Raw genomic sequence first — 24,841 nt, forward strand, 5'->3', positions numbered from 1 at the left:
AAAAATTGTAATTACATCGGCAAAAACAGACCAATCCTTTATCAATTTAGCCCTCTTTCAAGCAATTGCATTAAAAGTAGAATATTTTATTTTTTCCATAAACTTTTTAGACTTTAGTTGGCCCCTAAAACTCCCTGTAAGGAGCCTCCAACAACGCATTTACTTCATCTTCAGAAAATTTAGCTTTTTCGCTATCCCAATGCAAGGTTTTATTTGGAAAACGACCGGCAATAACCCCTAACAAAATAGTTTCCGTTAAACGTGAAGCATAAGAAAAAGGTGCCGTACATTTATCTTTACCTAAACAAGCATCGACAAATTGATGGTAATGCTTTTCTCCCTCTGAATCATAATTTCGAATGGGCTCTCCCAAGTTATGCTCCTTACTTATCGCAGCAATTTCTTCAGATATATCTACATATTTTCCATCTACAATTTTTCTAGGTAATTGCATAAAGTGAGGTAAAAGTAAACGCCCTTTTTCACCAATAAACATAGCTCCTTGATCTGGCAACTTACCATCACCTTCCACTTTTGTTTCTAAGGACATTTTTTCATCTAACGTTGCTTCCTTAACTTTCTTAGATTCAGCTTTTGCAGTATTACTTCCTGGCAATTTTAAATCTTCATGGTCTTTAGGAGCTCCTGGTCCATCATACCAAACCCATTTTAAGGTTTCTGCTGTGAATTTAGTTTGCGGAAATTCATAAGTTACAATATTGTTTTCTGGAAATCCAAAACCTGTTGGTTTTCTGCATTCGTTAAGTATCGTTTTTGGAACGTCAAGCTCCAAGGCATTGTATGGTGTGTCAAAAATATGTACCCCCATATCTCCCAAGGTACCACAGCCATAATCTAATAATTTTCTCCAATTCCCAGGATGATAAACACCTTCTTTATATGGTCTTTCTGCCGATGTACCTAACCATAAATTCCAATCCAACGTTTCTGGTACAGGGTCCGAACCTTTAGGCTCAGGGCCATCATAACCCCAATTTTTAGGCGACCATGCTCTTACTGTATGCACTTTACCAATAATACCTGATTGAATAAGTAAAGTTGCTAATTTATAATCGTAAAAAGAGTGAACTTGAATACCCATCTGTGTCACCAAATCTTTCTCTTCTGCAATTTTTCGCATTGCTCTAGCTTCTGACACGTGATGCGTTAAGGGTTTTTGACAATACACAGCCTTTCCTTTTTCCATTGCCATCATTGATGCCGGTGCATGCGTATGATCTGGTGTAGAAACAATTACAGCATCAAATTTATCAGACATTTCTTTAAACATTACGCGATAATCCGCATATGTTTTAGCATTGGGATGTAACTTTTTTGCTGCTGCTAAATAGTTCGAATCTACATCACAAAGTGCAACCATATCTACCATATCATGACTAGAAATAGCATTAAGATCTGCTGCACCCATATTACCAACACCTATGTGTGCAACTCTTAAGCGTCCATTTTCATTCAGTTGAATTTCTGCCTCTTCACCTTTTTTCGTCTTATTTTTACACATCGCTAATGATGGGGAAATGGCAATACCCAATGCTCCTAAACTACTTATTTTTATAAATTTTCTCTTATCCATGATGTGTTTTTAAAGTTTTCTTAATTTAATATTTCTGAACCAAATTGGACTTGAATGATCTTGAAAACCAATATAACCGGTCTTAAAAGTTCCATACAATTTTTCTTCTTTCCATTTACCAGCATTCTTTTTAGCATACCAGTCTTCTGACCATGGAACAAATTCGACCACTTTCTTCCCATTTAACCAATACTCAGCTTTTTCTGGCGTAAACAGGATACGCGTACTGTTCCACTCCCCTGTCGGATTTAGTTGTTTATTCTCTGGATTAGCAGGATACATAGCATAATCAGCAGCAGTTGATTGTAATGGGTGTAGTTCCGAAGGATTTTCATATCCTAAACTTGTGTTATATTCGGTAAGGCTGTGAATTTTAGCATAATTTTCATCATCTATCAGTTGATATTCTGGGGCAATGTTTGGTGGCCCTGCATTTGGAATATTTTCTTTAAGGTGATAAAATATTCCACTATTTCCTCCTTCAGGAATTTTCCATTCAACATACAATTCAAAATTGTCAAATTCTTCGTCACCGTAAATAATATCTTTCCCACCTTTATAATCCTGCTCTAAACCAAGCTCAGTATCAAAAGTTAAAACACTATCTTTTACTATCCACCCCGGAGGTAAGGCATCACCATTATACGCTCGCCAACCTTTAGTACTTACACCATCAAACAGCGTAATCCAATCATTAGAAGTTTTATTTTCAGTTTGTGCTGTTTCTTTACTTTCCACATCTTTTTTTGAATCCTTTTTACAAGAAAGAGTTAAACAAAGAACAATTAAAAGTGTCATTGATTTTTTCATGGTTTGTTTTATTTAATTTCAAAAACTATTATTCTACTAAAATTTCATCAATAAATAAGAAGACGCCGCTACCAGCTGGTGTTCTTTTTAAATTAGTAGCAATTACTTTAATATATTTTGTTTGTTGTTTGTCAAATTTAACGATAAAATCTTTAAGTTCAGAACCTGCATTTTTAGCATAGGGTCTTTCTAAATTTCCAACACTATTAAACTTTTTACCATCATCTGAAACAAATACTTCAATTTTTATAGGGTAATAAATCCCAGGACCTTGATTTTCTAATGCACCTACAGTAACTTTATGTATCTCTGTTGGTTGATCTAAATCAATAACCACTTCCATGTTGTCATTTAACCAAGCTTGCCATTGACCGTCATGGAAGTTTTTTGTACCACGCAACGTATTTACCAAAGTACTTGGTCCTGAACCGGTATATCTATCGTTATACGGAATTACATAATTAACCACTTTGGCAACACCTTTATGGAATTTTATAGTATCCATAAAAACTTTACCAATAGGCTTATCGTATTCAAATAAAGATGCCTTTACAACGGTAGATTCTGAAATTTCTACTGGATTAACATAAGGAATAGCCTTCTCACTTAATTTTGCATCACCCAACACATATCTAATATCGGACTTTGGAAATTCATTTTGCAATGTCATTTTTACAGATTTATTTTCTAAATCAATATCCATATCAGAGGTTACTAGATAAGCACTTTTAGCATAATTAATACCTAATTCATCGTACCTATTAAATTGTGTTTTTATTCTTTTTGAAAAATCATTCCAGTCTCGTAATTTTATTGGTGACCATAGAGCTTCAGACAATGCGGCCAATCTTGGAAAAATCATATATTCAGAATGAGAAGTTGTCGGTATATATTCTGCCCATAAATTAGCCTGACCACCCAAAATATGTTTGGCCTCTTTTTCAGACATTCCTTCAACAATGGGATCAAATTGATAAACTTTACTCAATGGAAGATACCCCCCTTGTGCTATTGGTTCATCATTTTGCGGCCCTTGATAATGGTCAAAATAACAATAACTCCCTGGAGTCATAATTACATCATGCCCTTGTTCTGCAGCCTCTTCTCCTCCTTTTACTCCTCTCCAGCTCATAACTGTGGCTTCAGGTGCCAAACCACCCTCTAAAATCTCATCCCATCCAATCAATTTCTTACCTTTACTATTGATAAATTTTTCCATTCGTTTTACAAAATAACTCTGTAATTCATGAACATCTTTTAGACCTTCCTTTTTCATTCTTCTTTGGCAATCAGGACACTTCTCCCAATTGGTTTTGGTAGCCTCATCACCTCCTATATGGATATATTTAGACGGAAAAACTTCCATAACTTCTGTTAATACATCCTCTAGAAATTCAAAAGTAGTTTCTTTGCCCGCACAGTAAATATCTGTAATTGGCCAAACTCCCCCAGAAGGTACAGCCACCGGGTTACCATGACATGTTAATTCAGGATAAGCAGCCATAACGCTAGTAACGTGAGCTGGCATTTCAATTTCAGGAATTACGTCAATATTATTTTGAGCAGCATAAGCCACAATTTCTTTTAGTTCTTTTTGCGTTAAAAATCCACCATAAGTACCTTTTACATTTGGATCATTTTTATCTCTAGCATTCCAATGTTTATCTTCTTGATCTACTCTCCAAGCTGCAATTTCGGTTAATTTTGGATATTTTTTAATTTCCATACGCCAACCCTGATCATCAACTAAATGCAGGTGTAATACATTCATTTTATGCATTGCTAACCTATCAATGGTTTTTAAAATATACTCTTTAGGAAAAAAGTGCCTAGATAAATCAAGCATTAATCCTCTATATCGAAAACGAGGTTTGTCTTTTATTTCAACCGCTGGTAAAATTAAATCTCCTTTAGTATCAGTTCCATAGATTTCAGCTGGAAGTAATTGTAATATACTCTGTACTCCATATAGAAAGCCACCTAAGCTATTAGCTGTAACTGTAACTTTCTTATTCGTTATAGATAATTCATAAGCTTCATTTTCTAGTCCTTCTTTAGCTACAAATTGAATAAAATTACTATCGGAACTCTCACTAAAATCTAATTCAATATTTGAAGACGACTTCAACTTATCTGTTAATATTTTTGCTATGTTTTTTAAACTATCATGAGCTATAATTTTAGTATTTTCATCAATACTAAATGAACCTTTATCTAAAGTCAATTCAGCCGGTTTCGGTATAATATTTATATCATTTACCGTAAAATCTTTGCTTTTACTATTATCAGAACATGAGTATAAACTGATTACAAAAATGAGTGTTAGAAGTTTAAAGTGTTGTCGCATTTTTTTAAATTATTTTGATGAAGGTGTTATTTTAAATTGAAATGAATAATTCTTATCAGTTAATCTGTATTTTTCTAAAGGTATACTTCCCCAGCTATCTATACTACCTAGTCCCATTTGTTTAAGGTCAATTTTCAACTCGGTTATATCACTTTCAAAAATTTCAGAGGCATGTCTCTGGTCCTTTTTATCACCATCATCCAATTGTTCTTGTGTATAATGCATTGCCGTTGCATTAAATAAATTATCAGATGTAATGGTTAAATTAACTTTATTATTAGATAGCTTATACCATCTTACATCTGTTTTATTTCCAGTTTCTTGCGGTCTTATATACGGATAATATTGATCGGTTACCGTTTGATCATATATACCAACATCAGTGCTATAGTTTCTATCACTATAATTTTCCATCGGCCCCCTACCGTAATAAATAATGTTTTCAAAAGTTTTAGGTAATTGCATTATTAAACCATAACGGAAAAGCATAGGGGTTTCTCCCTTTTCATCAATACTCAAATTCTGCTTGACCATTAACTCACCTAAACTATTCAATGTATAATTAATTTCTAAATCAGAAAATACAGCATCTAATCTATACATAACTTGTACTGAAACCGTATGGTCTTTTTTATTTTCAACTTTAAAAATTTTAGGTTCTAAATCCACTAAAGGCTCTTTCCAAACTTTCAATTTGTTTTGTAATCCTGCACCATAATCATTGTCAATGGGTGCTCTCCAAAAGTTTGGTTTAAGTAATGCACCTTCTACTAAAATGTTATTATTTTTATATTGATAGTTGCTTAATAAACCAGATGATTTATCAAAAGTAAATACCACATCTCCACTACTAAAAGTAATGTTATCATTTGTTTTCAGAACTTTAAATTTCTCGCTTCCTACAATTTCTAATGGCTCCAGATTACTTTTATTAAAAGCCAATTGCTCTTTCGCGATAATGTGTCCTTTTGGAAGAAAAGGTTCTGCATTCTTTAAACGATAAGAAATATTTACAAAAGCCTCTTTATATTTTGATTGGGGCATTTGAAAAGGAAGTTTAATGTTTTTTGTATCTTGAGGAAGCACCTCTAAGTTGGTAACAACACCTTCTTTTGTAACTTTACCATCTACAATTAAATGCCAATATAATTCAACATTTTTTAAATCTTTAAAAAAGAATTCATTAAAAATAGAAATTTCACTTTTAGTTTCATCTGTCCAAGAAGTTAATATATCTTGATGTACAAATTTAGCTTCGAAGGCATGCGGATTTGGTTTTCTATCTGGAGAAAACACACCATTATTCAAAAAATTATTGTCACTTGGTACATCTTTTGGGCCAAAATCGCCACCATAAGCAAAAATAGTAGTACCATCTTCTTTTTCCTTATAAATGGATTGGTCTATCATATCCCAAATAAAACCACCTTGAAAGTTTTCATGTTCTCTAAAAACATCCCAATAGTCCTTATAATTCCCTAAAGAATTACCCATAGCATGTGCATACTCACACATGATATATGGTCGTGTGGAATCATGCTCCTTATTAATGTACTTATCCATACCTCCAGGTGAGGAATACATCGGATTAATAATATCAGAATCCCAATCAAATCTTACATTTGCATCCCAACCCAAATTAGCCCTTTCATATTGGGTGGGTCTTGAAGAATCTCTGTTTTTCATCCATAAAAATCCACGATAAAAATTATATCCATTGCCTGCTTCATTACCCATACTCCAAATAATTATGGAAGGATGATTTTTATCTCGTTCAACCATTCTTTCCAATCGTTGTAAATGAGCAATTTCCCAATCTGGATTATTAGCTAAAGTCTTTGTTGGATCGTATCCCATCCCATGCGATTCTATATTAGCTTCATCTACCACATAAATTCCATAAGTATCACATAATTCATAGAAATAAGGATCGTTTGGGTAATGAGAAGTTCTTACCGCATTAAAATTAAATTCTTTTAATAATTTAACATCCTCTTCCATTCGTTCTCGCGAAACTGTTTGTCCATCGATAGGGTCAATTTCATGTCGATTAACACCTTTTAAATAAATGGGCTTACCATTAGCTAACAATTGACCACTTTTTATTTCAATTTTACGGAAGCCTATATTTTGATCTACAACTTCGATAACTGTTCCTTTTTTATCTTTTAATTTTAAACGAAGTGTGTATAAATTTGGAATTTCTGCAGACCATTTTTTAGGATTAGTCACCTTCAAGTTTATGACTTTGTCTCCATTAAGAGCTAACGAACTAATTGTTGCTTGAGCTACAGTTTCTGCGTCATCCATCAATTGAATTTCGAGCGAATGTTTATCTTTTTTAGGAATATAAGAAAATGTTGGTGTAATTTTTAAAGTACCATTCTCATAATTATTATCTAAGTCAGGAATAATTTCAACATCTTTCAAGTGCACTTTGCTGCGTGAATACAAGAATGAATCTCGAGTAATACCACTCATTCTCCAAAAATCTTGACATTCCAAGTAAGCTCCATCACTCCATCGCATTACTTTTAAAACGATTAAATTCTTGCCAGGTTTTATAGCGGTATTTAATTTGAATTCCTGTGCTAATTTTCCATCTTCACCATAACCAACATATTTGCCATTTATCCAAACTTCTAAATTAGATTTGGCAGCACCAACGTGCAAAAAAATATCTTTATCTATCCAACTATCTGATACATTCACCCATTTTCTAAACACACCCGTAGGGTTTTGTGTTTCGGGTACCATAGGAGGATCTATTTTAATTAAATTACCAAACTCGTAGCCTGTATTTGTATAAATTGGATAGCTATATCCTTTCATTTCCCAATTGGCAGGAATTGTAAAATTATCCCAATCCGTATCATTAAGATCTGTAGCGAAAAAGTTTTCAGAAATATCAGCGGGATTTTCTTTAAACTGAAATTTCCATACTCCATTTATGTCAACATAATTAGTAGATGCTCTCCAGTCATTTTGGTTGGCCAATTGTTCATTTTCATAAACAAAATAAGACGCATGCATCGGCTCTCTATTTTCTTCGTTTATTTTCTCGTTTAGCCAATAAGGCTTTTCATTTTGCGAAGTACTAGTAGCAAAACCAAAAGTTACCAACCCGATACTCAATATGATTTTCTTAATGTTCATTTAATTTATTTTTGCTGGTTTTTTACCCATAGTAAAAATCAATGTACCCCCATTCATAATTTCTGAGTGTAAGATTTTATTTCTATGTAACTCCTCTCCGTTTAATTGGATTGATTGTATATAAATATTCTCTTTTGAATTATTTTTTACTTTTATTTCAAATGTTTTACCATCCTTTAAACTCAATTTAGCATCTTTAATAATTGGTGATCCAAAACTATAAATACCTTCTGCAGGGTTAACTGGATAAAAGCCCAATGCACTAAAAATATACCAAGAAGACATTTGCCCACAATCTTCATTTCCACAATGCCCATCAGGAGTGTTTTTATATTGCGATTCTAAAATTTGTCTGATAATTTTCTGTGTTTTATATGGTTTATCAATGTAATTATACAGATACCCTACATGATGACTCGGTTCATTCCCATGAGCGTATTGACCAATCATTCCAGTACTGAAAATGGGTAATTCATCGGTTGGTAATGGGTTTAACGAGAACATTGAATCTAATTTCTCTTCAAAGCGATCTTTACCCCCAGTAACTTCAATTAAACCTCCAATATTTTGCGGAACGGACCAGAAATATTGCCATGCATTACTCTCGCAAAAATATTTCGAATATTCTTTCGGCACAAAATCTTTTATGAATTCACCATTAGCCAACTTAGGCCTCATAAATGAACTTTCAGCATCATAAACATTTCTCCAATATTCTGAACGCTTTAAAAAATAATTATAATCCTCATTTTTACCAAGGTCTTTTGCAAATTGTGCAATACACCAATCATCATAAGCATATTCTAAGGTCTTTGAAACCGACCAATTCTCATTTTCTTCATCAACAGGGATATGGCCAAAATCTTTATATAAATCAATCTTTCTAGCATTATCCATTGCACTGACTTTACACGCTTCATAGGCCATGTCAACATCAAAATCATTTATTCCTTTAAAATAAGCATCCACAATTACAGGTACTGCATGGTAACCTATCATCATATTAGTTTCATTTCCTTGCATAGACCAGACGGGTAATAAACCTGTTTCCTTATAATGTGCTAACATTGATTTTACAAAGTCGGTTACCTTGTCAGGATGTAAAATTGTAAATAAAGGGTGAGCTGCTCTATAGGTATCCCATAATGAAAACGTATCATAACGATCAAAACCAGAAGCTTTCATAATAGTATCATTTGCTCCTTTATAATTTCCATTGAGATCACTTAATAAAGTTGGTGCCAACATCGATTGGTAAAGCATTGTATAAAAAATACGTGTTTGCTCATCTGTGAGCATAGTCACCTTTATTTTTTGAAGTTGTTCTTCCCAAATTTCGTCTGCTTGCTCTCGATAAGAATCAAAGTTGAAATCTGGAGCTTCAACGTCTAAAGACTTTCTAGAACCTTCATTATTTGCTGTTGAAAGTCCCGTTTTCAATACAATCTGTTCCTCTTTCTTAGTTGTATAATTTAAAACAATCTTCGTATTTTTCCCTTTTGTGGACACTTCTACTAAAGTATCATTGTTATATAAATCGTAAGAATCAAAATCTTTAGAAAGCTGGATAGTAAAATAAAGACGTTGGTCTTTTGCCCAACCTGAAGATTTACGATAACCTTCAATAGTGTGTTTATTAACAACCTTTATATAGGTATCCGTAGGTCTATCCCAATTTAAAGCATATCCCAAATCGATATGTATTTGAGATAAACTATCTTTTGGAAAAGTATATCTATGAATTCCTGTTCTTAAAGTTGTTGTCAGTTCTGCTTTTATTCCATAATCTAATAAATCAACGGAATAATATCCTGGTGATGCCGATTCTTTATCATGAGAGAACTTAGAAAAAGGTTTAAAGTTATTATCTTTAATTCTTTCATTAAAACGGCTATTGGTAGGCATTACCAATAAATCATACAAATCACCAGCTCCTGTTCCCGTTAAATGGGTGTGAGAAAATCCAGTAATGATGGAGTCTTGGTAAAAATAGCCTGAAATCCGATCCCAACCAGGGATACCAATATCAGGACTTAATTGCACCATTCCATAAGGTACTGTTGCTCCAGGGTATGTATTACCAGGACCATCTGTACCAATAAAGGTGTTTACATAAGATGTTAATTTTTTTTCTGAAGGTTCTGTTTTGTTAGAACAGGATATCCCAATTAAGGCAAAAACCCAACCTATTATAAAAAATTTATTTGACATATTTTACTTTACTAAAAGTTTACCATCTTCTTTTATAATAATTGTTTTTCCAGTAAAAGGGCTTTTTGCACTTATATTGAAGCCCGTTGAATGATTATCCATAATCAATTTAATATTCGAATTCTTAATTGTAATATTTGAAAAACCTACTTCATCTAATGATGTTGAAAACTTCTTATTTTTATAATAATACGCTTTTTGATTTCGATACAATTCAAAGAGTTTCCATTTAATTTTTTCGTCATCTGGAATACTAAATGTATCTTTTTCTCCTGCTTTTTTTGTTGAGAAATAAACATATCCCCATTTTTCAGGTTCATGCATATTGATAACTCCCATAGAAGACCAAACCCAATTATATTCAGGTAAATACTTTTCGTTTTCCCCTTTTTTTCGATCATATTTACCATTTACCAAATCATAATCCCAATTGACACGAGAAAAATTCACTCTCCAAAACTTATCTCGCGGAACATTATTTTCAAAATAAGTCTTTCTAAATGTTTTCCATGGAATGGCAATCTCAACAGTCCATCCTTTGTCCGTATCATTGGGGTTATTTAAAGTTCCATCAACATGAACTGCTGTTTTTAACCCCGTAATATTCCAATCATTAAGTATTTGTTCCCCTGATTCTCTATAAGGTTTGGCCACAAATAATTCCCAAACGGTATTTAAAGCATTAACTTCTATTTCAAAATAATTATGTGAATCTCCATCTGGATCTATAAAAACCTCAAAATCATTGTTATAAAAAATAATAGTATCTCGCTGTTTAAGATTTGCCCATACATGTGGCTCCTCTATTTTTGCTAAAATGTAATAGAAATGTTCATCCCATAACATTTTAACATTTGTCCTATATAATGGATTTTTAACACCTTCAATATCAATAAAATTCTCTGACCAAGGTACATTTTGCCAAGCGTCTTCATTTGCGAAACCATCAATTGAAATTTCTTCTGTGGCCTTATAGGCAATATGAGTACGAGGAAGATTCTCTTTTAATTGAGCACAAGCAATTAAAGAAGTAAAAACACTAAATACAAATGTTAATTTTACTATATATTTCATGTTGAGTTATTATTATTTTTAATTGACAAAAGATGTGTCAAATAAAAAGTTGATTAATTTAAGAACACTTAATCAAATCTTTGACTATAAACTATTCTGTTTGGTAAACTCTAAAACATTACTCAATTTTCCAAACGCCAATGCAACTGCTGTATCTGCAGCACCATAATAAATTGCTAATTTATCTTGTTCAAAATCATGTAAAGCTGCACAAGGAAAAACCACATTAGGAACATCACCTACCATTTCATAATCAACAGCAGGGCCTAATAAATAATCTCTAGTTCTATATTTTACCTTATCAGGATTGTCCTTATCTAAAATAGCAGTACCCATAGCGTATCTAAAACCATTACAGGTATTGATAACTCCATGGTAAATCATTAACCAACCATCATCTGTTAAAATAGGTATTGGTCCAGCTCCAATTTTAGTGCATTGCCAAGCACTTTCTTCAAAAGGCGTAGCTTTCATTACTACTCTATGTTCTCCCCAATATTTCATATCTGGGCTATAGCTTATATATATATCACCAAAAGGTGTATGTCCATTGTCACTTGGGCGACTTAACATAGCATACTTACCATTTATTTTTTCCGGAAATAAAACCCCATTTCTATTGAAAGGTAAAAATGCATTTTCACATTGAAAAAACTCTTTAAAATCAAATGTATAACCAATACCAATGGTTGGACCATGATAGCCATTACACCAAGTAATCCAGTACCTATCTTCTATAAAAACGACCCTAGGATCATATTTATAGGCAGATTCAATCATCTGAGTATTTCCAGCTTGCATAATTATAGGTTCATGATTAATATCCCAATGAATTCCATCTTTACTGAACCCTGCGAAAATATTCATTTGAACGGCCTTGTTATCGCATCTAAACACGCCTGCATAACCACCTTCAAAAGGTACTACAGCACTGTTAAAAATACTGTTTGAACTTGGAATGTCATATCTATTAATAATTGGATTTTCTGTATATCTCCAAATGATATCATTGTTTCCCTCTGGCTGATCTTGCCATGGAATTACCTGATTTTTATGTTGTGTTTTTGTTTTCAATGTTGTTTTATTATATTTTATTTATTAATTTCAATTCTTTCAAAGAGACTGAAGGTATCGTGACTTTACGACAATTTAATCTTTTATTTTCCTTACTTTATCTAACCAAGTATATTTTAATATTATAGAAGTAATCACAAATATGACTAAAGCTATTAAAGTATTTTGATAATCTCTTATCATAAAATAAATTGGTAAAACAATCATACTCGATTGCCAGATAATACCAATTAGAACATTCAGCATATCTAAGCTAAAATGATTATTCTTTTCTATAGTTTCATCATCCTTTTTCAATTCAGTTAATACCGGTTTCCACCATCCCCAAGGTCGCACATTTTTATAAAATGCTTTCAACACTTTCATTTCTGTTGGTTTACTTAAAAAAGTACCTAAGAATGACCCTAGCAAGGAAACACCAAATATTATTGGAAATAAATAAATAGCATGAACATGCGATAATTCGTATAAAATTGAACCTTCTGAAAAATTATCCTTGTTTTGATCCATAAAAAACTGAAAACTCGCCACGATTAAACCAGACAACATTCCCCAGAAATACCCCCAACCATTAAATCGCCACCAAATCCATTTTAAAAAATTAGCAGCTACATAACCCCCAAATAAGGCACTTGTAATCCACAAGGTTAAGGAATTGATAGAATCAGCAAAAAAGCCCATAAAAACACCCAAACCAACTACTGCGAAAGAAGCTATATGACTAGCTTTTATATAATGTTTAGGCGTTGCCTCGGGTCTAAAATATTTTTTATAAATATCATTTACGATATAGGCTGGACCTGCATTAACAAATGCTGAAAAGGTAGACATAAATGCCGCTAACAATCCTGCTAATAACAATCCTTTTATTCCGACAGGCACATGGAAATTGATAACTTTAGGAAGTATCACCTCTAAATCTACACCAGTTAGGTTTGGATTGGCAGCCATCTCTGGGGCTAACACAACTAGAGCTATAACAACAATTCCTGCAATTAACAAATATCTCGGTATAAATAGAATTAAATTTGTAAAACCGCTCATGTAAGCCGCTTCTTTAACTGATTTCGTAGAAAGTATTCGTTGCATATCAAAACTAGGCACAGGACCGGCAATACTTGCAAAGAACCCTTTAAAAAGACTCATACCTATTAAAGCACCAAACATTTTATAACCTTCAGTATCAATTAAATCATTAAACTTCTGAAATTGTGCACCCCATTGGGTATCAAGTTCCCAATTAAAAAACACATTCCTCCACTCATCAGTAATCACATTAGAAATTTCAACATCACTAAAAGCAAAAAATGCATATCCTGCCACCAATATTCCAGCAATTACCATAATTCCATACTGTAACACTTCAGTTGCAACAACGGAAAACATTCCTCCTTTTATCGTGTAAATTGTCGTTAGGATAATTATCATTAAAGCATAGGATTGCTCAGAATTAAATAAAACAGTATCACCAAATTGCAAGGACATATCCCAAGGTAAAATAACCGTCATGAATTTACCAACACCTTCAAAGAAATAGGCTATAAAACCTACGGCAGCAACAACGGCAAAGATGGCCACTATTAGATGAGATGCTCTACCAGGCTTATCATCTCCAAACCTGGTTAATATCCATTCAGAACCAGTCATAATATTAGACCGTCTAATCCAAACGGCAAGAAACATCATTACAAAAATCTGATTCCATATAGGCCAAAGCCACATAAACATAAAGCTTTTTACTCCATAAAGAAATAAAATACCCACCATCCATGCTGTACCAGAAACATCAAACATTCCCGAACCATTACTTAATCCAAGAAAATACCATTTGATATTATTTCCTCCTAAAAAATAAGATTCTAGTCCTTTTGAGGCCTTTTTAGAAACCCAAATACCAACAAATAATGTTAGTAAGACATAGGCAATTATAATACTTATATCAATTATATCCATTAGTTTTTTGGCCAGTTTTTATTAGGTTCAGCACTCATTTCCAATTCCAATATTCCACCAGCCACCAATTCTTTGTGCGTTATGTAGGTTCTGTTCAATTCCTTATCATTTAATTTGGCAGACTTTATATAAAAATTTTTATCTGAATTATTTACGGCGACGATTTTGAATTCCGTATTATTTGAAGTTTTTATAATAGCTTCATCAAAAACAGGACTACCTATTTCATATTGCCCAGACGCTGGATTCATTGGATAGATGCCTAAGGAACTCATTACATACCAAGCTGACATTTGTCCCGCATCTTCGTTTCCACTTAACCCATTAGGCAATGTGCTATATTGCGTGTCTAAAATTTTACGAACCCAATACTGTGTTCGCCATGGCTGTTTAGCCTTATTAAACATATAAGCTATATGATGACTCGGTTCATTACCATGTGCATATTGTCCTATTAAACCTGTAATATCGGCTGAAACATTATGACCAACTAGTTCAGAACTTTCAACAAATAACTGGTCTGTCATCTTAGCAAAAGCATCATTACCACCGTGTAATTCAATTAGACCTTCCGCATCATGCATTACATTCCAACTATGTTGCCACGCATTACCTTCCGTATAATCTGTATCTTTTATGTGGTTAGACATTTTGGGATCAAAAGGTTCATGGAAATCAACTTTATTAGAAGACTTCCCTCTTAAAAAACCTGATTTACTATCATAAAAATTCTTATAAGCTTTTGAGCGATTAAGAAAATAATTATAATCATCATCTTTACCTAAATCCTTTGCTATTTGTGCAACACAATAATCATTATATGCGTAATTCAAAGAAATTGAAACCGATTGATCTAACTTATCAAATGGTATGTAACCATACTTTTTGTAATAATTCAAGCCATTGGCATCGCTCATCATCGTTTTCTTCATGGCTTCATAAGCTTTATCTACATCATAATTTCTTATACCTTTTAAATAGGCATCTGAAATTACTGAAATGGAATGATAACCAGGCATTGTACCTGTTTCATTACCAGATAACACCCACACTGGTAATGCTCCATTAACATCATAATAGGCCAACATAGATTGAATCATATCATTTAATGTCTGCGTATCAATAATAGATAACAAAGGTGTTTCTGCTCTAAACACATCCCATAAAGACAATGTTGAATACGCCTTATAACTCGAAGCTTTAGCAATACTATCATTTTGCAATCTAAAATCACCATTAACATCACTATATAAAACTGGAGCAACTTGGGTATGATATAAAGCACTATAAAAAATAGTTTTCAAGCTATCTCTTTCCGTTTTTATTTGAATTTTTGATAAAGCTTTATTCCATATTTCTCCAATTTGAACTTTTGCTTTATCAAAATCAATAGCACTACCTTTTTTCTCAAGATTTTCTATCGCATTAGTTAAACTAACCGAAGACAAGGCTATTTTTATTTCTACTTCATTTACAGACTTATCGAAAAAGAATTGACCACCCGTTTTAATACCTTCAGAAGAATTCACATCTGACAAAATAACTCCATCTTTTACAAATTTTGAAGCTTTAATGGGCTCTGAGGTTTCTATAACAAAAAATACCTTTTGGTTCTTTGCCCACCCTGTACTGAATCGCGTACCTGTAATCCTAGTATTGTCAGCTAATGAAACACTACTTGATGTTGGTTTATCCCAATTTATAGCAAACCCCAAATCAATAATAAATGATGGTGTTATTTTATTTTCAAAAGTATATTTATGAAATGCAACATAGTCATTGGCCGTTAATTCTACTTTTATTTTCGGATCATTTAACCTTACACTATAATAACCTGGCGATGCCATTTCATTATCATGCGAAAAACTACTTTTATAAGGTAAACTATCCTTTTTCTTACCGAACATACTAAGATCAACTTCTTTATTTGTAGGCATTAATAAAACATCTACTAAATCTCCTATACCCGTTCCACTTAAATGCAACTGGCTAAACCCAGAAATAATAGTATCTGTAATATGATAGCCAGAACACCAATCCCAGCCAAGAGTACCATTATCAGGACTTGGTTGTACCATTCCAAAAGGAGCAGTAGCCCCTGGGTATGTATGACCATGACCTCCAGTACCTATAAATGGGTCTACATAAGACGTCAATAGTTCTGATTTTGTTTTTTTTATATCTTTTTCATTGTTGCATGAAAAAAAGGCAAAAACCATTAAGAATAATAATATTATTTTAAAATGTTTCATAGGTATTTTAACTATATTTATCTTTTTAAAAAGATAGTTTTTATTTAAACCATAAATATGTAGAAATCTATCGGTATCAAAAATAATATTAGACGGATAACATAGTTAATAGGATAAACATCAAAAATCACTAAAATAATACATTTGTTCAACTTTAACAACAACTCAAAATTATACTACTACACAAAAATTACTTGGAAATATCACCTAATTTTTTGGCTAATATATTTTACCATAAACACATTACGCTGGGGTAGTTATTATGGTGATTATATTTATTCTTTACGTTCAAATTTATTAGGTTTTCCAATTCACATCACTTTGTCCTATTTAAACGTTTATGTTTTAATGCCCTTTTTAGTATTTCAAAAAAAATATTTGATGTACATAATCGCCCTATTGACCGCCATATTTATAATGGTTACTATTAAATTTAATCTTACATATTACTTATTAAACACAAATGTATGGCCCGAAGGACCTGAAGTAACAAGCACTTTGACAGTTGATTATGTTGTAGATATGATGATTGGCGAACTGTATGTCATTACTTTTATTACCGCTATTAAAATCACTGCAGATTGGTTAAAAGAACACAAAAGGCTTACTGATTTAGAAAAGTTGCAAATGGAAACAGAATTATTGTTTTTAAAAACTCAAGTTTCTCCTCATTTCTTTTTCAACACGTTAAATAACATCTATTCTTTGTCTATAGAAAAATCAGATAAAACTCCAAAAATCATTTTAAAACTATCTGAATTAATGCGTTACTTGCTATATGAAACAAAGCGTAAAAGACAGAGTTTATCAAAAGAAATAATTTGTCTCCAGAATTATTTAGAATTGGAAAAAATAAGACATGGAGAAGATTTAGAAGTAAATATGGATATTAGTGGAGATATTTCAGGCAAAAAAATTGCCCCTATCCTATTACTCTCATTTGTTGAAAATGCATTTAAACATGGGGCCAATAAAAACATTGGTAAAGTTAATATTGATATTGATTTTAATATTAAAGAAGATTTCCTTTACTTTACCATTACAAATCCATCTCCAGCAGATTCTGAATACGAACAACGCCTAAATACAACAGGAGGTATAGGATTAAAGAATGTAAAAAAAAGATTGGCTTTAGGATATAAAAAAGATCAATATGATTTAAAAATTGAAAATGATCAGAATCTATTCACAGTTAAATTAAAAATTAAAGTATAATGAATGTTAAATGTTTAATTATTGACGATGAACCCTTAGCTGTAAATGTTATTAAAAATTATTTATTACAGGTTAATGATGTAACATTAGTTAATACTTTTAATAATGCCGTTGATGCATTAAACTTTTTAAAAAACAATAGGGTTGATCTTATTTTTTTAGATATTAATATGCCCTTACTAGATGGTTTAAGCTTTATAAAGAGCTTAGAAACTAAACCTGAAATAATAATAACTAGTGCTTATGAAGAGTATGCCGTGGAGTCGTTCGAGTTAGATGTTTTAGACTACTTAGTTAAACCCATTTCTTTTCCAAGATTTTTAAAGGCTATGAATAAGGTTTTTAAAATTTTTAGCGACAAAAATTCAAATAATTTAATTCAAGAAAGACCTTATATTTTTATTAAAATAGACAAAAAGAAATTAAAAAAAATATATTTAGATGAACTTTTAATAATTGAAAGTCTTAAAGATTATTTAAAAATTACCACAGAAACAAATAGATATATTATACATCAGACTTTAAGTAGTTTTACAGATCAATTACCATCAGACAATTTTATTCGAATACATAGATCTTATACCATAGCAATTGACAAAGTTGACACCGTAGAAGGAAACAGTCTCGAAATTGCTGGTATTAGATACACAATTGGTCGTACTTATATAGATGAAGTTAAAAGTAAAATTTTAAATATATAACTAAAATATATATCGTTTAAAAGCTTCAATGGCTGCATAATCAGCTAATCCAAGATTGTTATATTTTTGAGCTGTTAGTTTATTTCTATCCTCTACTCTTACCCAAAACTCCCTTGAATCATCACCTTGAAACATAGCACCATCTTTTTGAGATTGATGATAAAATATTGCGGTCCTTTTTTTCAATACTTGATCTGGGCTTAAAGGCACTGCCATTTCAATTTCATGAGTTTCCCATTCGTGCCATGCACCTCTATATAACCACACCCAACAATCATCCATAAATTTCTGAGACTTCAGCTCTTCGATTGACATAAAAAGGGCATCTAAACATACTTTGTGTGTTCCGTGTGGATCTGCTAAATCTCCTGCAGCATATATTTGATGTGGCTTTACATCTTCTATTAACTTACTAATGATATTAATATCAGCATCGGTAAGCTTCCCCTTTTTAACTGTACCAGTTTCATAAAAAGGAAGATCTAAAAAATGAACGTTTTCGTCAGGCACTTTTAGATACCTTGTTGCAGCTATAGATTCACCTCGCCGTATCATTCCTTTCAGCTTTCTAACATCTAACGTGTCAATACTATTTTTTTCCTTATTTTTTATATTATTTATAACCGCTTCAACATCACTACTTGATTTAGACATAAATTTACAAACCTCAGCAAATTTTAAAGCCTCAGTATCCGCAACGGCAAAATTTCCTGAAGTTTGATAAGCAACATGCACCTCATGCCCTTGCTCAACTAATCTATCAAAGGTACCTCCCATGGAAATAACATCATCATCTGGATGTGGACTAAAAATAATAACCCTTTTTTTAGGTGGATTTGCTCTTTCAGGTCTATTGGTGTCATCAGCATTCGGCTTACCTCCAGGCCACCCGGTAATACCATGTTGTAAAACATTAAACATTTTTATATTTAAATCATAAGCAGTGCCTTCTTCAACTAATAAATTTGACATACCATTATCATTATAATCCTTATCCGTTAGTTTTAAAATGGATTTACCTAACAACTCACTAAGCCAAACGACAGCTTTTCTTTTCAGATGATCATTCCAACTCAACGCAGTAACCAACCATGGTGTTTTAACTCTTGTTAATTCCGAAGAAGCATCAGTATCTATTACGAAAGTTGTATTATTATGTGATTGCAAGTAAGTTGCAGGAACTTGTGAAGAAATTTCCCCTTCAATTGCTTTTTTCACCACACCAGCCTTATTTATACCCCAAGCTAACAAAACTATTCTCTTGGCTTTTCTTATTGTTGCAATGCCCATTGTAATTGCTTTTCTGGGAACTTTATCAATGCCCAAAAAAGAAGGTGCAGCATCTGCACGAGTTACATAATCCAATGTAATTGTGCGTGTACCTGAATTATAATGAGAACCTGGCTCATTAAAACCAACATGTCCAGTTCTTCCTATCCCTAACAACTGAAAGTCTAAACCTCCAACTTTTTCTATTTTTTTATCGTAAGACGTACAGTAATCGTAAATATCTGTATCTATGGTTCCATCTGGAATATTTATATTTTCAGGAAGTATGTCTATATGATCAAAGAGGTGATCATGCATGAAATAATAATAGCTTTGTATATTTTCTTTTTCCATTGGATAATACTCATCCAAGTTAAAAGTAATTACATTTTTAAAACTTAACCCCTCTTCAATATGCATTCTAACCAGTTCGTCATATACTTTAATTGGAGAAGAACCCGTTGCTAAACCCAAGACACATTTCTCATTTAGAGACTGTTTGCTTTTTATTAAGTCGGCTATTTCATTTGCTACTAATATTGAAGCATCATTAGAGCTTTCGAAAATTACATTATGAATTTTTTCAAATCGTGTTTCTTCAAATTTACCAGCTGCTTGGTGAAGGATTGATTGTTTTGACATCGGGAGATTTATTATAATTAATCGATAAATTTAAAAATATTATATTAATTCGACATTAAAATTCGACCAACTGCACTTAATAATAGATTAAATAAATATATGATTTGCTATTCATAAAAACTAAATGCAACTTCAATTTTTATGTAGACATTGAAATGATTGGAAAAGAGTTATAAATAAATAGGAAAGTTATAATAATAGTTATCTATTTTTTTCAGTTACCTAAATATGGTAACAAGATTTACGAAAAAATATTTAAAAAAGACTTATGTTTGCCGAGTGATTCCCTTTTTAGATCAGCATGAAGAAAATAAAAATGATAATTAATACTAGTTTATCGCTATAAGGTTCTCAGAATTAATATATTTAATAAATAATAATATGTTGATAAATAACGTTAATTAATCATAAAAAAAAATAAAAATAACTCTTATTTTTGCAAAAAATCAATAATAATGACGAAAAAGATAAAATTACCAATTCTTAAAAAAAGTATTTTAGCAGTTAGTTTAGCTATATTAACCTATTCTTGTGGCAGTAGACAAGACATCGTATATTTTCAAGATGTAGATTTAGCTGCAATTAGTAAACCAATAGAGAACTACAGTCCTATTATAAAACCTGATGATGCATTAACAATTACTGTTTCATCTTTGGATGTACAAGGTGTTAGGCCTTTTAATTTATCTTCTGTTACTTACAATGATAATGAAGGTGGCATGGGTAGAGCCATACTGCAAAGTTATTTAGTAGATTCTAATGGAAATATAGATTTTCCAGTACTTGGGACACTAAAATTAGCTGGATTAAATAGAATCCAGGCTACAGCCATGATAAAGGATATGTTAAAGGAGTATTTGACAGATGCTATCGTCATTATTAGAAATGTCAATTTTAAAATTTCGGTTTTAGGAGAAGTGAGAAACCCTGGTGTATATACAATTCAAAATGATAGAATAACAATATTAGAAGCATTGGCAATGGCAGGTGACTTAACAATTCAAGCCGAAAGACACAATGTCTTAGTCGTTAGAGAAGAAGGTAATAAAAAAACCTATAACCGCATCAACTTAACTTCTGAAGAAATTTTTAATTCACCGATGTATTATTTAACTCAAAATGATGTTATTTATGTAACACCTAATAATTCTGTGGTAAGAGGAGCTACAATAGGACCAAGTACTGGTACTACTTTAAGTGCAATTTCCATTTTATTAACTGCTGCAGCAATTGTTGTTAGTATAACCAAATAATATAATTAATATTTTTTATAAATGGAATTTGAAAAAGTCAAAGGTATCGATAAAGATGACGGAAATGAAAATAGCCTGGATCTTAGAGAGCAAATTGAAAAGTATTTAAGAAATTGGAAATGGTTTGCGATAGCAATTTTAATCTCATTACTTTATACTTTCTACAATTTAAATTTTAAAAGATCGAGTTACGAGGCTGTATCTACTATAAAGATTAAAAATGAAAAGAACGGTGATAAATCTGCATTATCAGCTTTTCAAGATATGGGAATAATGAGTAACTCTAATGATAATATTGATGATGAAATTGAAGTATTAAAATCTAAAACATTAATTTCTGAAGTTATTACAACGCTTAAATTAAATATTCAATTTTTTACGAATAAAAATAGTTTGAGCGAATTTTTAGACAACAACATTGGTTTTAATACGGAATTTTACGAAATAGAAAATTACGATAACCCACCAATTGATTTAAACTTTTTTATTAGTGACACAGCTTTATACACAACTAGTGCTCAATTTTTAATAAAAATAAATTCTGACAACCAATACACTTTCGCAACACTAGACGAATCAATAGTTAAAACGCAATCATTTGGTGAAAAATTAACTACGAATTTTGGTGATTTAATTATACTTCCCAATGTTGACTTTAAAAAAGCAAATCTTATTGGGGAAAACATATTAGTTAGTATAACTCCTGTTGCTGACATGACCAATGCTTATCTTGATGGATTAGCAATTGAGCCAAAAGCTGAGTTTTCAAATGTTTTAAGTTTAACAGTAACAGATAGTCATAAAAAGAAAGCGGAAAATTTTTTAGATGAATTGGTACATAGATATAATCTAAGAGCAATACGTCTAAAGGAAGAATTATCACAAAACACTTCTGAGTTTGTTAGTGAAAGGTTAAAGAAAATTTCAGAAGAGTTGGCGGATGTTGACGAGAATGTTGAAAATGTCAAGTCTAAGTATGGTGCATCATCTGTAGCTTCTAGTGCAGGATTAAATATGCAAGCGGCCAAACAAATAGAGCAAGAAAAAAACCAAACAGCTACACAATTAAATCAAATAAAACAAGTAAAAGAAATCGTTGCTACAAAAGGTAAAAATGAAATGATACCTAGTGTGGGTATTGCAGATGCCAATGTAGCAAATAGTGTAGCTAAGTATAATGAACTTTTAATTGCAAAGCAAACGAGACTAAAAGGAGGTTCAACTGAAAAAAATCCAATTGTTGTTGCCCTGGATGATCAACTTAAATCTTTAGAAACGACAATTAACAAAGGATTACAAAATGCAGAGGCTTCAACCAAAATTGCATACGATGCATATAGCCAGCAATACAATATTGCACAAGGTCGAATTTACGGGGCTCCTCAGCAAGAAACCCAAATTAGGGATGTTACGCGTAAACAGCAAACCAAAGAAGCTCTTTATTTGTATCTACTTCAAAAGAGAGAAGAAACCGCTATTACTTTAGGAGTTGCAGATCCCAATGCCAAAATAATTGATAAAGCAGAGAGTAATCCAAACAGAGTTGCTCCTAAAAAGAAAATGGCATTTATATTTGCTATTCTTATTGGCTTATTAATTCCATTTTCTATTATTTATTTGAGAGACATATTAGATTCTAAAATACATACTAGAGAAGATATTGAAAGAGTGTTAAGTATTCCAATTATCGCAGACATTCCAAAGTTAGATGGAAAAAAATCAAGATATTTAATTAAGAAAGAGGATCATTCAGGAGTTGCAGAAGCATTTAGGATTTTACGAACTAATATTAGTTTTATACTTCCAAAAACTTCCGAGAGTAACGACGGAAAAGTTATTTTTGTAACATCTTCAATTGCTCATGAAGGAAAATCTTTAGTATCTACAAATTTAGCCACAGCTCTTTCCCATGCGAATAAGAAAACGATAATTCTTGGGTTAGATATTAGAGCACCTAAAATTGAACCATATTTGGGTGTAAGAAGTAAACAGGGAGTTACAAATTATATTATTAATTCAGATATTAACCCTGCGGATCTAGTTGTCTCGGCTCCTGAAAATGACTATCTTGATATAATCACATCAGGAGATTTAGCTCCTAATCCTGCGGAATTATTAATGAATGCACGAATAAAAGAATTATTTGATTTTGCTAAGGAAAATTATGAATATGTTATTGTGGATACTGCCGCATTTAGCATGGTAACAGACACCTTATTATTATCCAAATTTGCTGATGCCTTTATATATGTAATCAGGGCAAACTTTGTTGATAAAAGAATGTTGAAATATGTTAACTTTTTATATAAAGAGCAAAGATTACCTAATATGGCTCTATTACTCAATGGAGTTGACCAAAAGAAAACTTATGGTTATGGGTATGGTTACGGTTACGGAACGGCTTTTGAAAATTCTCAAAAGAAGTGGTGGCAATTTGGAAAATCATAAAACAAAAAAAAAGGCTAGAAATTATTTCTAGACTTTTTTTTGTTTTGAAGTAATTATATTTTTAAATTTTTATCATAAGGTATTGCCGATAAAATATACTCAATAGCATTAACCCTAGCTATAGTTTTTCTATTTGCTTTAATAACTTTAAAAGGAATACCACCTTTCTGAGTATTTTCGAACATTAATTTTTTATATTTGGTATATACATCCCAAAGGTCTTGAGCCTTTTCATCTACTGCCGTCATTTTCCAATGTTTAAGTGGGTCAGTTTTAATATCCTCAAAACGTTCAGCCTGTTCCGATTTAGAGATAGACATGTATATTTTCACCAAGATAATACCTGATTCTGTTATCATACGTTCAAAATCATTAACTTGATTCATGAATATATCATACTGTTTATCTGTGCAAAAACCATTTACCGGTTCAACTACTGCCCTATTATACCAGCTTCTATCAAAAAAAACCATTTGCCCTGCTCTAGGAAACTGATTCACATATCGCTGAAAATACCACTCCGTTTTTTCTTCCTCAGTAGGCTTAGGTAAGGCTACAATTTTAATATGTCTAGGGTTAATCCGTTCTGTAATTCTACGAATAGCTCCACCTTTACCCGCAGCATCTCTTCCTTCAAATACAACAATAATACGCTCGTTATTTTGAATTGCCCAAGTTTGCAGTTTTACCAACTCTACCTGCAGCTTTTTTAATTTTTTTTCATAATTAATAAACCGTAGTGCCTTTGATAAATTGTAAGGTTCTTTAGCCAAAATCGCTAATAATCCTTTATTTGTATTTAATTTTTTAACGTCTAAATCTTTTAAATTATATTTCTCCAT

General features: G+C 31.9%; 15 protein-coding genes. 4 read left to right on the plus strand and 11 right to left on the minus strand.

All coding sequences use genetic code 11. The annotated features are described in order from the left end of the window. Positions 1-124 precede the first annotated feature (124 nt). From FF125_RS13065 to FF125_RS13105, 9 genes are all read right to left on the minus strand, one after another. Positions 125-1,594: a Gfo/Idh/MocA family protein gene (locus tag FF125_RS13065; RefSeq protein ID WP_138950181.1), complete on the minus strand. Its 1,470-nt coding sequence runs from the start codon at positions 1,592-1,594 to the stop codon at positions 125-127. A gap of 9 nt (positions 1,595-1,603) precedes the next feature. Beyond that, positions 1,604-2,404 carry a 3-keto-disaccharide hydrolase gene (locus FF125_RS13070; protein ID WP_138950182.1) on the minus strand — a complete coding sequence of 267 codons (801 nt, stop codon included), beginning with the start codon at positions 2,402-2,404 and terminating at the stop codon, positions 1,604-1,606. Between the two features lie 28 nt (positions 2,405-2,432). Further along, positions 2,433-4,751, minus strand: coding sequence for a glycoside hydrolase family 20 protein (locus FF125_RS13075; protein WP_138950183.1), 2,319 nt, complete (start codon positions 4,749-4,751; stop codon positions 2,433-2,435). Positions 4,752-4,760: 9 nt separating this feature from the next. Then, positions 4,761-7,907 carry a glycoside hydrolase family 2 TIM barrel-domain containing protein gene (locus tag FF125_RS13080; RefSeq protein ID WP_138950184.1) on the minus strand — a complete coding sequence of 1,049 codons (3,147 nt, stop codon included), beginning with the start codon at positions 7,905-7,907 and terminating at the stop codon, positions 4,761-4,763. Beyond that, complete coding sequence (locus FF125_RS13085) at positions 7,908-10,118, minus strand: GH92 family glycosyl hydrolase (protein ID WP_138950185.1); 2,211 nt, start codon at positions 10,116-10,118, stop codon at positions 7,908-7,910. A gap of 3 nt (positions 10,119-10,121) precedes the next feature. Further along, positions 10,122-11,192: a carbohydrate-binding family 9-like protein gene (locus FF125_RS13090; protein WP_138950186.1), complete on the minus strand. Its 1,071-nt coding sequence runs from the start codon at positions 11,190-11,192 to the stop codon at positions 10,122-10,124. A gap of 84 nt (positions 11,193-11,276) precedes the next feature. After that, a complete protein-coding gene (locus FF125_RS13095; RefSeq protein WP_250629581.1) occupies positions 11,277-12,266 on the minus strand; it encodes a glycoside hydrolase family 130 protein in 990 nt (329 codons plus the stop codon). Positions 12,267-12,341: 75 nt separating this feature from the next. Continuing rightward, positions 12,342-14,219 (minus strand): sodium:solute symporter family protein, encoded by a 1,878-nt coding sequence (locus FF125_RS13100; protein ID WP_138950187.1) that lies wholly within the window; start codon positions 14,217-14,219, stop codon positions 12,342-12,344. Further along, entirely contained in the window at positions 14,219-16,471 is a 2,253-nt protein-coding gene (locus FF125_RS13105) for a GH92 family glycosyl hydrolase (protein ID WP_138950188.1), read from the minus strand. The genes FF125_RS13100 and FF125_RS13105 overlap by 1 nt, the downstream gene beginning before the upstream one ends. Before the next feature lie 381 nt (positions 16,472-16,852). Between FF125_RS13105 and FF125_RS13110 the strand changes: the two genes are divergently transcribed. Then, positions 16,853-17,686 carry a sensor histidine kinase gene (locus FF125_RS13110; RefSeq protein WP_317129633.1) on the plus strand — a complete coding sequence of 278 codons (834 nt, stop codon included), beginning with the start codon at positions 16,853-16,855 and terminating at the stop codon, positions 17,684-17,686. Continuing rightward, the gene (locus tag FF125_RS13115; RefSeq protein ID WP_138950190.1) at positions 17,686-18,387 is read left to right on the plus strand and encodes a LytR/AlgR family response regulator transcription factor; all 702 of its coding nucleotides are present in this window, start codon (positions 17,686-17,688) and stop codon (positions 18,385-18,387) included. The genes FF125_RS13110 and FF125_RS13115 overlap by 1 nt, the downstream gene beginning before the upstream one ends. On the opposite strand, the gene nagB is transcribed toward FF125_RS13115, so the two are convergent. Next, complete coding sequence (gene nagB / locus FF125_RS13120) at positions 18,388-20,298, minus strand: glucosamine-6-phosphate deaminase (protein WP_138950191.1); 1,911 nt, start codon at positions 20,296-20,298, stop codon at positions 18,388-18,390. Positions 20,299-20,753: 455 nt separating this feature from the next. On the opposite strand from nagB, the gene FF125_RS13125 reads away from it, so the two are divergent. Continuing rightward, positions 20,754-21,551, plus strand: coding sequence for a polysaccharide biosynthesis/export family protein (locus FF125_RS13125; protein WP_138950192.1), 798 nt, complete (start codon positions 20,754-20,756; stop codon positions 21,549-21,551). A gap of 21 nt (positions 21,552-21,572) precedes the next feature. Beyond that, positions 21,573-23,999 carry a GumC family protein gene (locus FF125_RS13130; protein WP_138950193.1) on the plus strand — a complete coding sequence of 809 codons (2,427 nt, stop codon included), beginning with the start codon at positions 21,573-21,575 and terminating at the stop codon, positions 23,997-23,999. 53 nt (positions 24,000-24,052) lie between these two features. Here FF125_RS13130 and ppk2 read toward each other — a convergent pair whose 3' ends face one another. After that, a complete protein-coding gene (ppk2, locus tag FF125_RS13135) occupies positions 24,053-24,841 on the minus strand; it encodes a polyphosphate kinase 2 (RefSeq protein ID WP_138950194.1) in 789 nt (262 codons plus the stop codon).

Origin of the sequence: Aureibaculum algae (genome assembly GCF_006065315.1) — a bacterium.
In the GTDB taxonomy this organism is placed as follows: Bacteria; Bacteroidota; Bacteroidia; order Flavobacteriales; family Flavobacteriaceae; genus Aureibaculum; species Aureibaculum algae.

What these genes read in the sequence shown, in the direction of transcription:
- FF125_RS13065 (WP_138950181.1), bottom strand. Translation starts at nt 1,594, where the DNA reads ATGGATAAGAGAAAATTTATAAAAATAAGTAGTTTAGGAGCATTGGGT.
- FF125_RS13070 (WP_138950182.1), bottom strand. Translation starts at nt 2,404, where the DNA reads ATGAAAAAATCAATGACACTTTTAATTGTTCTTTGTTTAACTCTTTCT.
- FF125_RS13075 (WP_138950183.1), bottom strand. Translation starts at nt 4,751, where the DNA reads ATGCGACAACACTTTAAACTTCTAACACTCATTTTTGTAATCAGTTTA.
- FF125_RS13080 (WP_138950184.1), bottom strand. Translation starts at nt 7,907, where the DNA reads ATGAACATTAAGAAAATCATATTGAGTATCGGGTTGGTAACTTTTGGT.
- FF125_RS13085 (WP_138950185.1), bottom strand. Translation starts at nt 10,118, where the DNA reads ATGTCAAATAAATTTTTTATAATAGGTTGGGTTTTTGCCTTAATTGGG.
- FF125_RS13090 (WP_138950186.1), bottom strand. Translation starts at nt 11,192, where the DNA reads ATGAAATATATAGTAAAATTAACATTTGTATTTAGTGTTTTTACTTCT.
- FF125_RS13100 (WP_138950187.1), bottom strand. Translation starts at nt 14,219, where the DNA reads ATGGATATAATTGATATAAGTATTATAATTGCCTATGTCTTACTAACA.
- FF125_RS13105 (WP_138950188.1), bottom strand. Translation starts at nt 16,471, where the DNA reads ATGAAACATTTTAAAATAATATTATTATTCTTAATGGTTTTTGCCTTT.
- FF125_RS13110 (WP_317129633.1), top strand. Translation starts at nt 16,853, where the DNA reads ATGTACATAATCGCCCTATTGACCGCCATATTTATAATGGTTACTATT.
- FF125_RS13115 (WP_138950190.1), top strand. Translation starts at nt 17,686, where the DNA reads ATGAATGTTAAATGTTTAATTATTGACGATGAACCCTTAGCTGTAAAT.
- nagB (WP_138950191.1), bottom strand. Translation starts at nt 20,298, where the DNA reads ATGTCAAAACAATCAATCCTTCACCAAGCAGCTGGTAAATTTGAAGAA.
- FF125_RS13125 (WP_138950192.1), top strand. Translation starts at nt 20,754, where the DNA reads ATGACGAAAAAGATAAAATTACCAATTCTTAAAAAAAGTATTTTAGCA.
- FF125_RS13130 (WP_138950193.1), top strand. Translation starts at nt 21,573, where the DNA reads ATGGAATTTGAAAAAGTCAAAGGTATCGATAAAGATGACGGAAATGAA.
- ppk2 (WP_138950194.1), bottom strand. Translation starts at nt 24,841, where the DNA reads ATGGAGAAATATAATTTAAAAGATTTAGACGTTAAAAAATTAAATACA.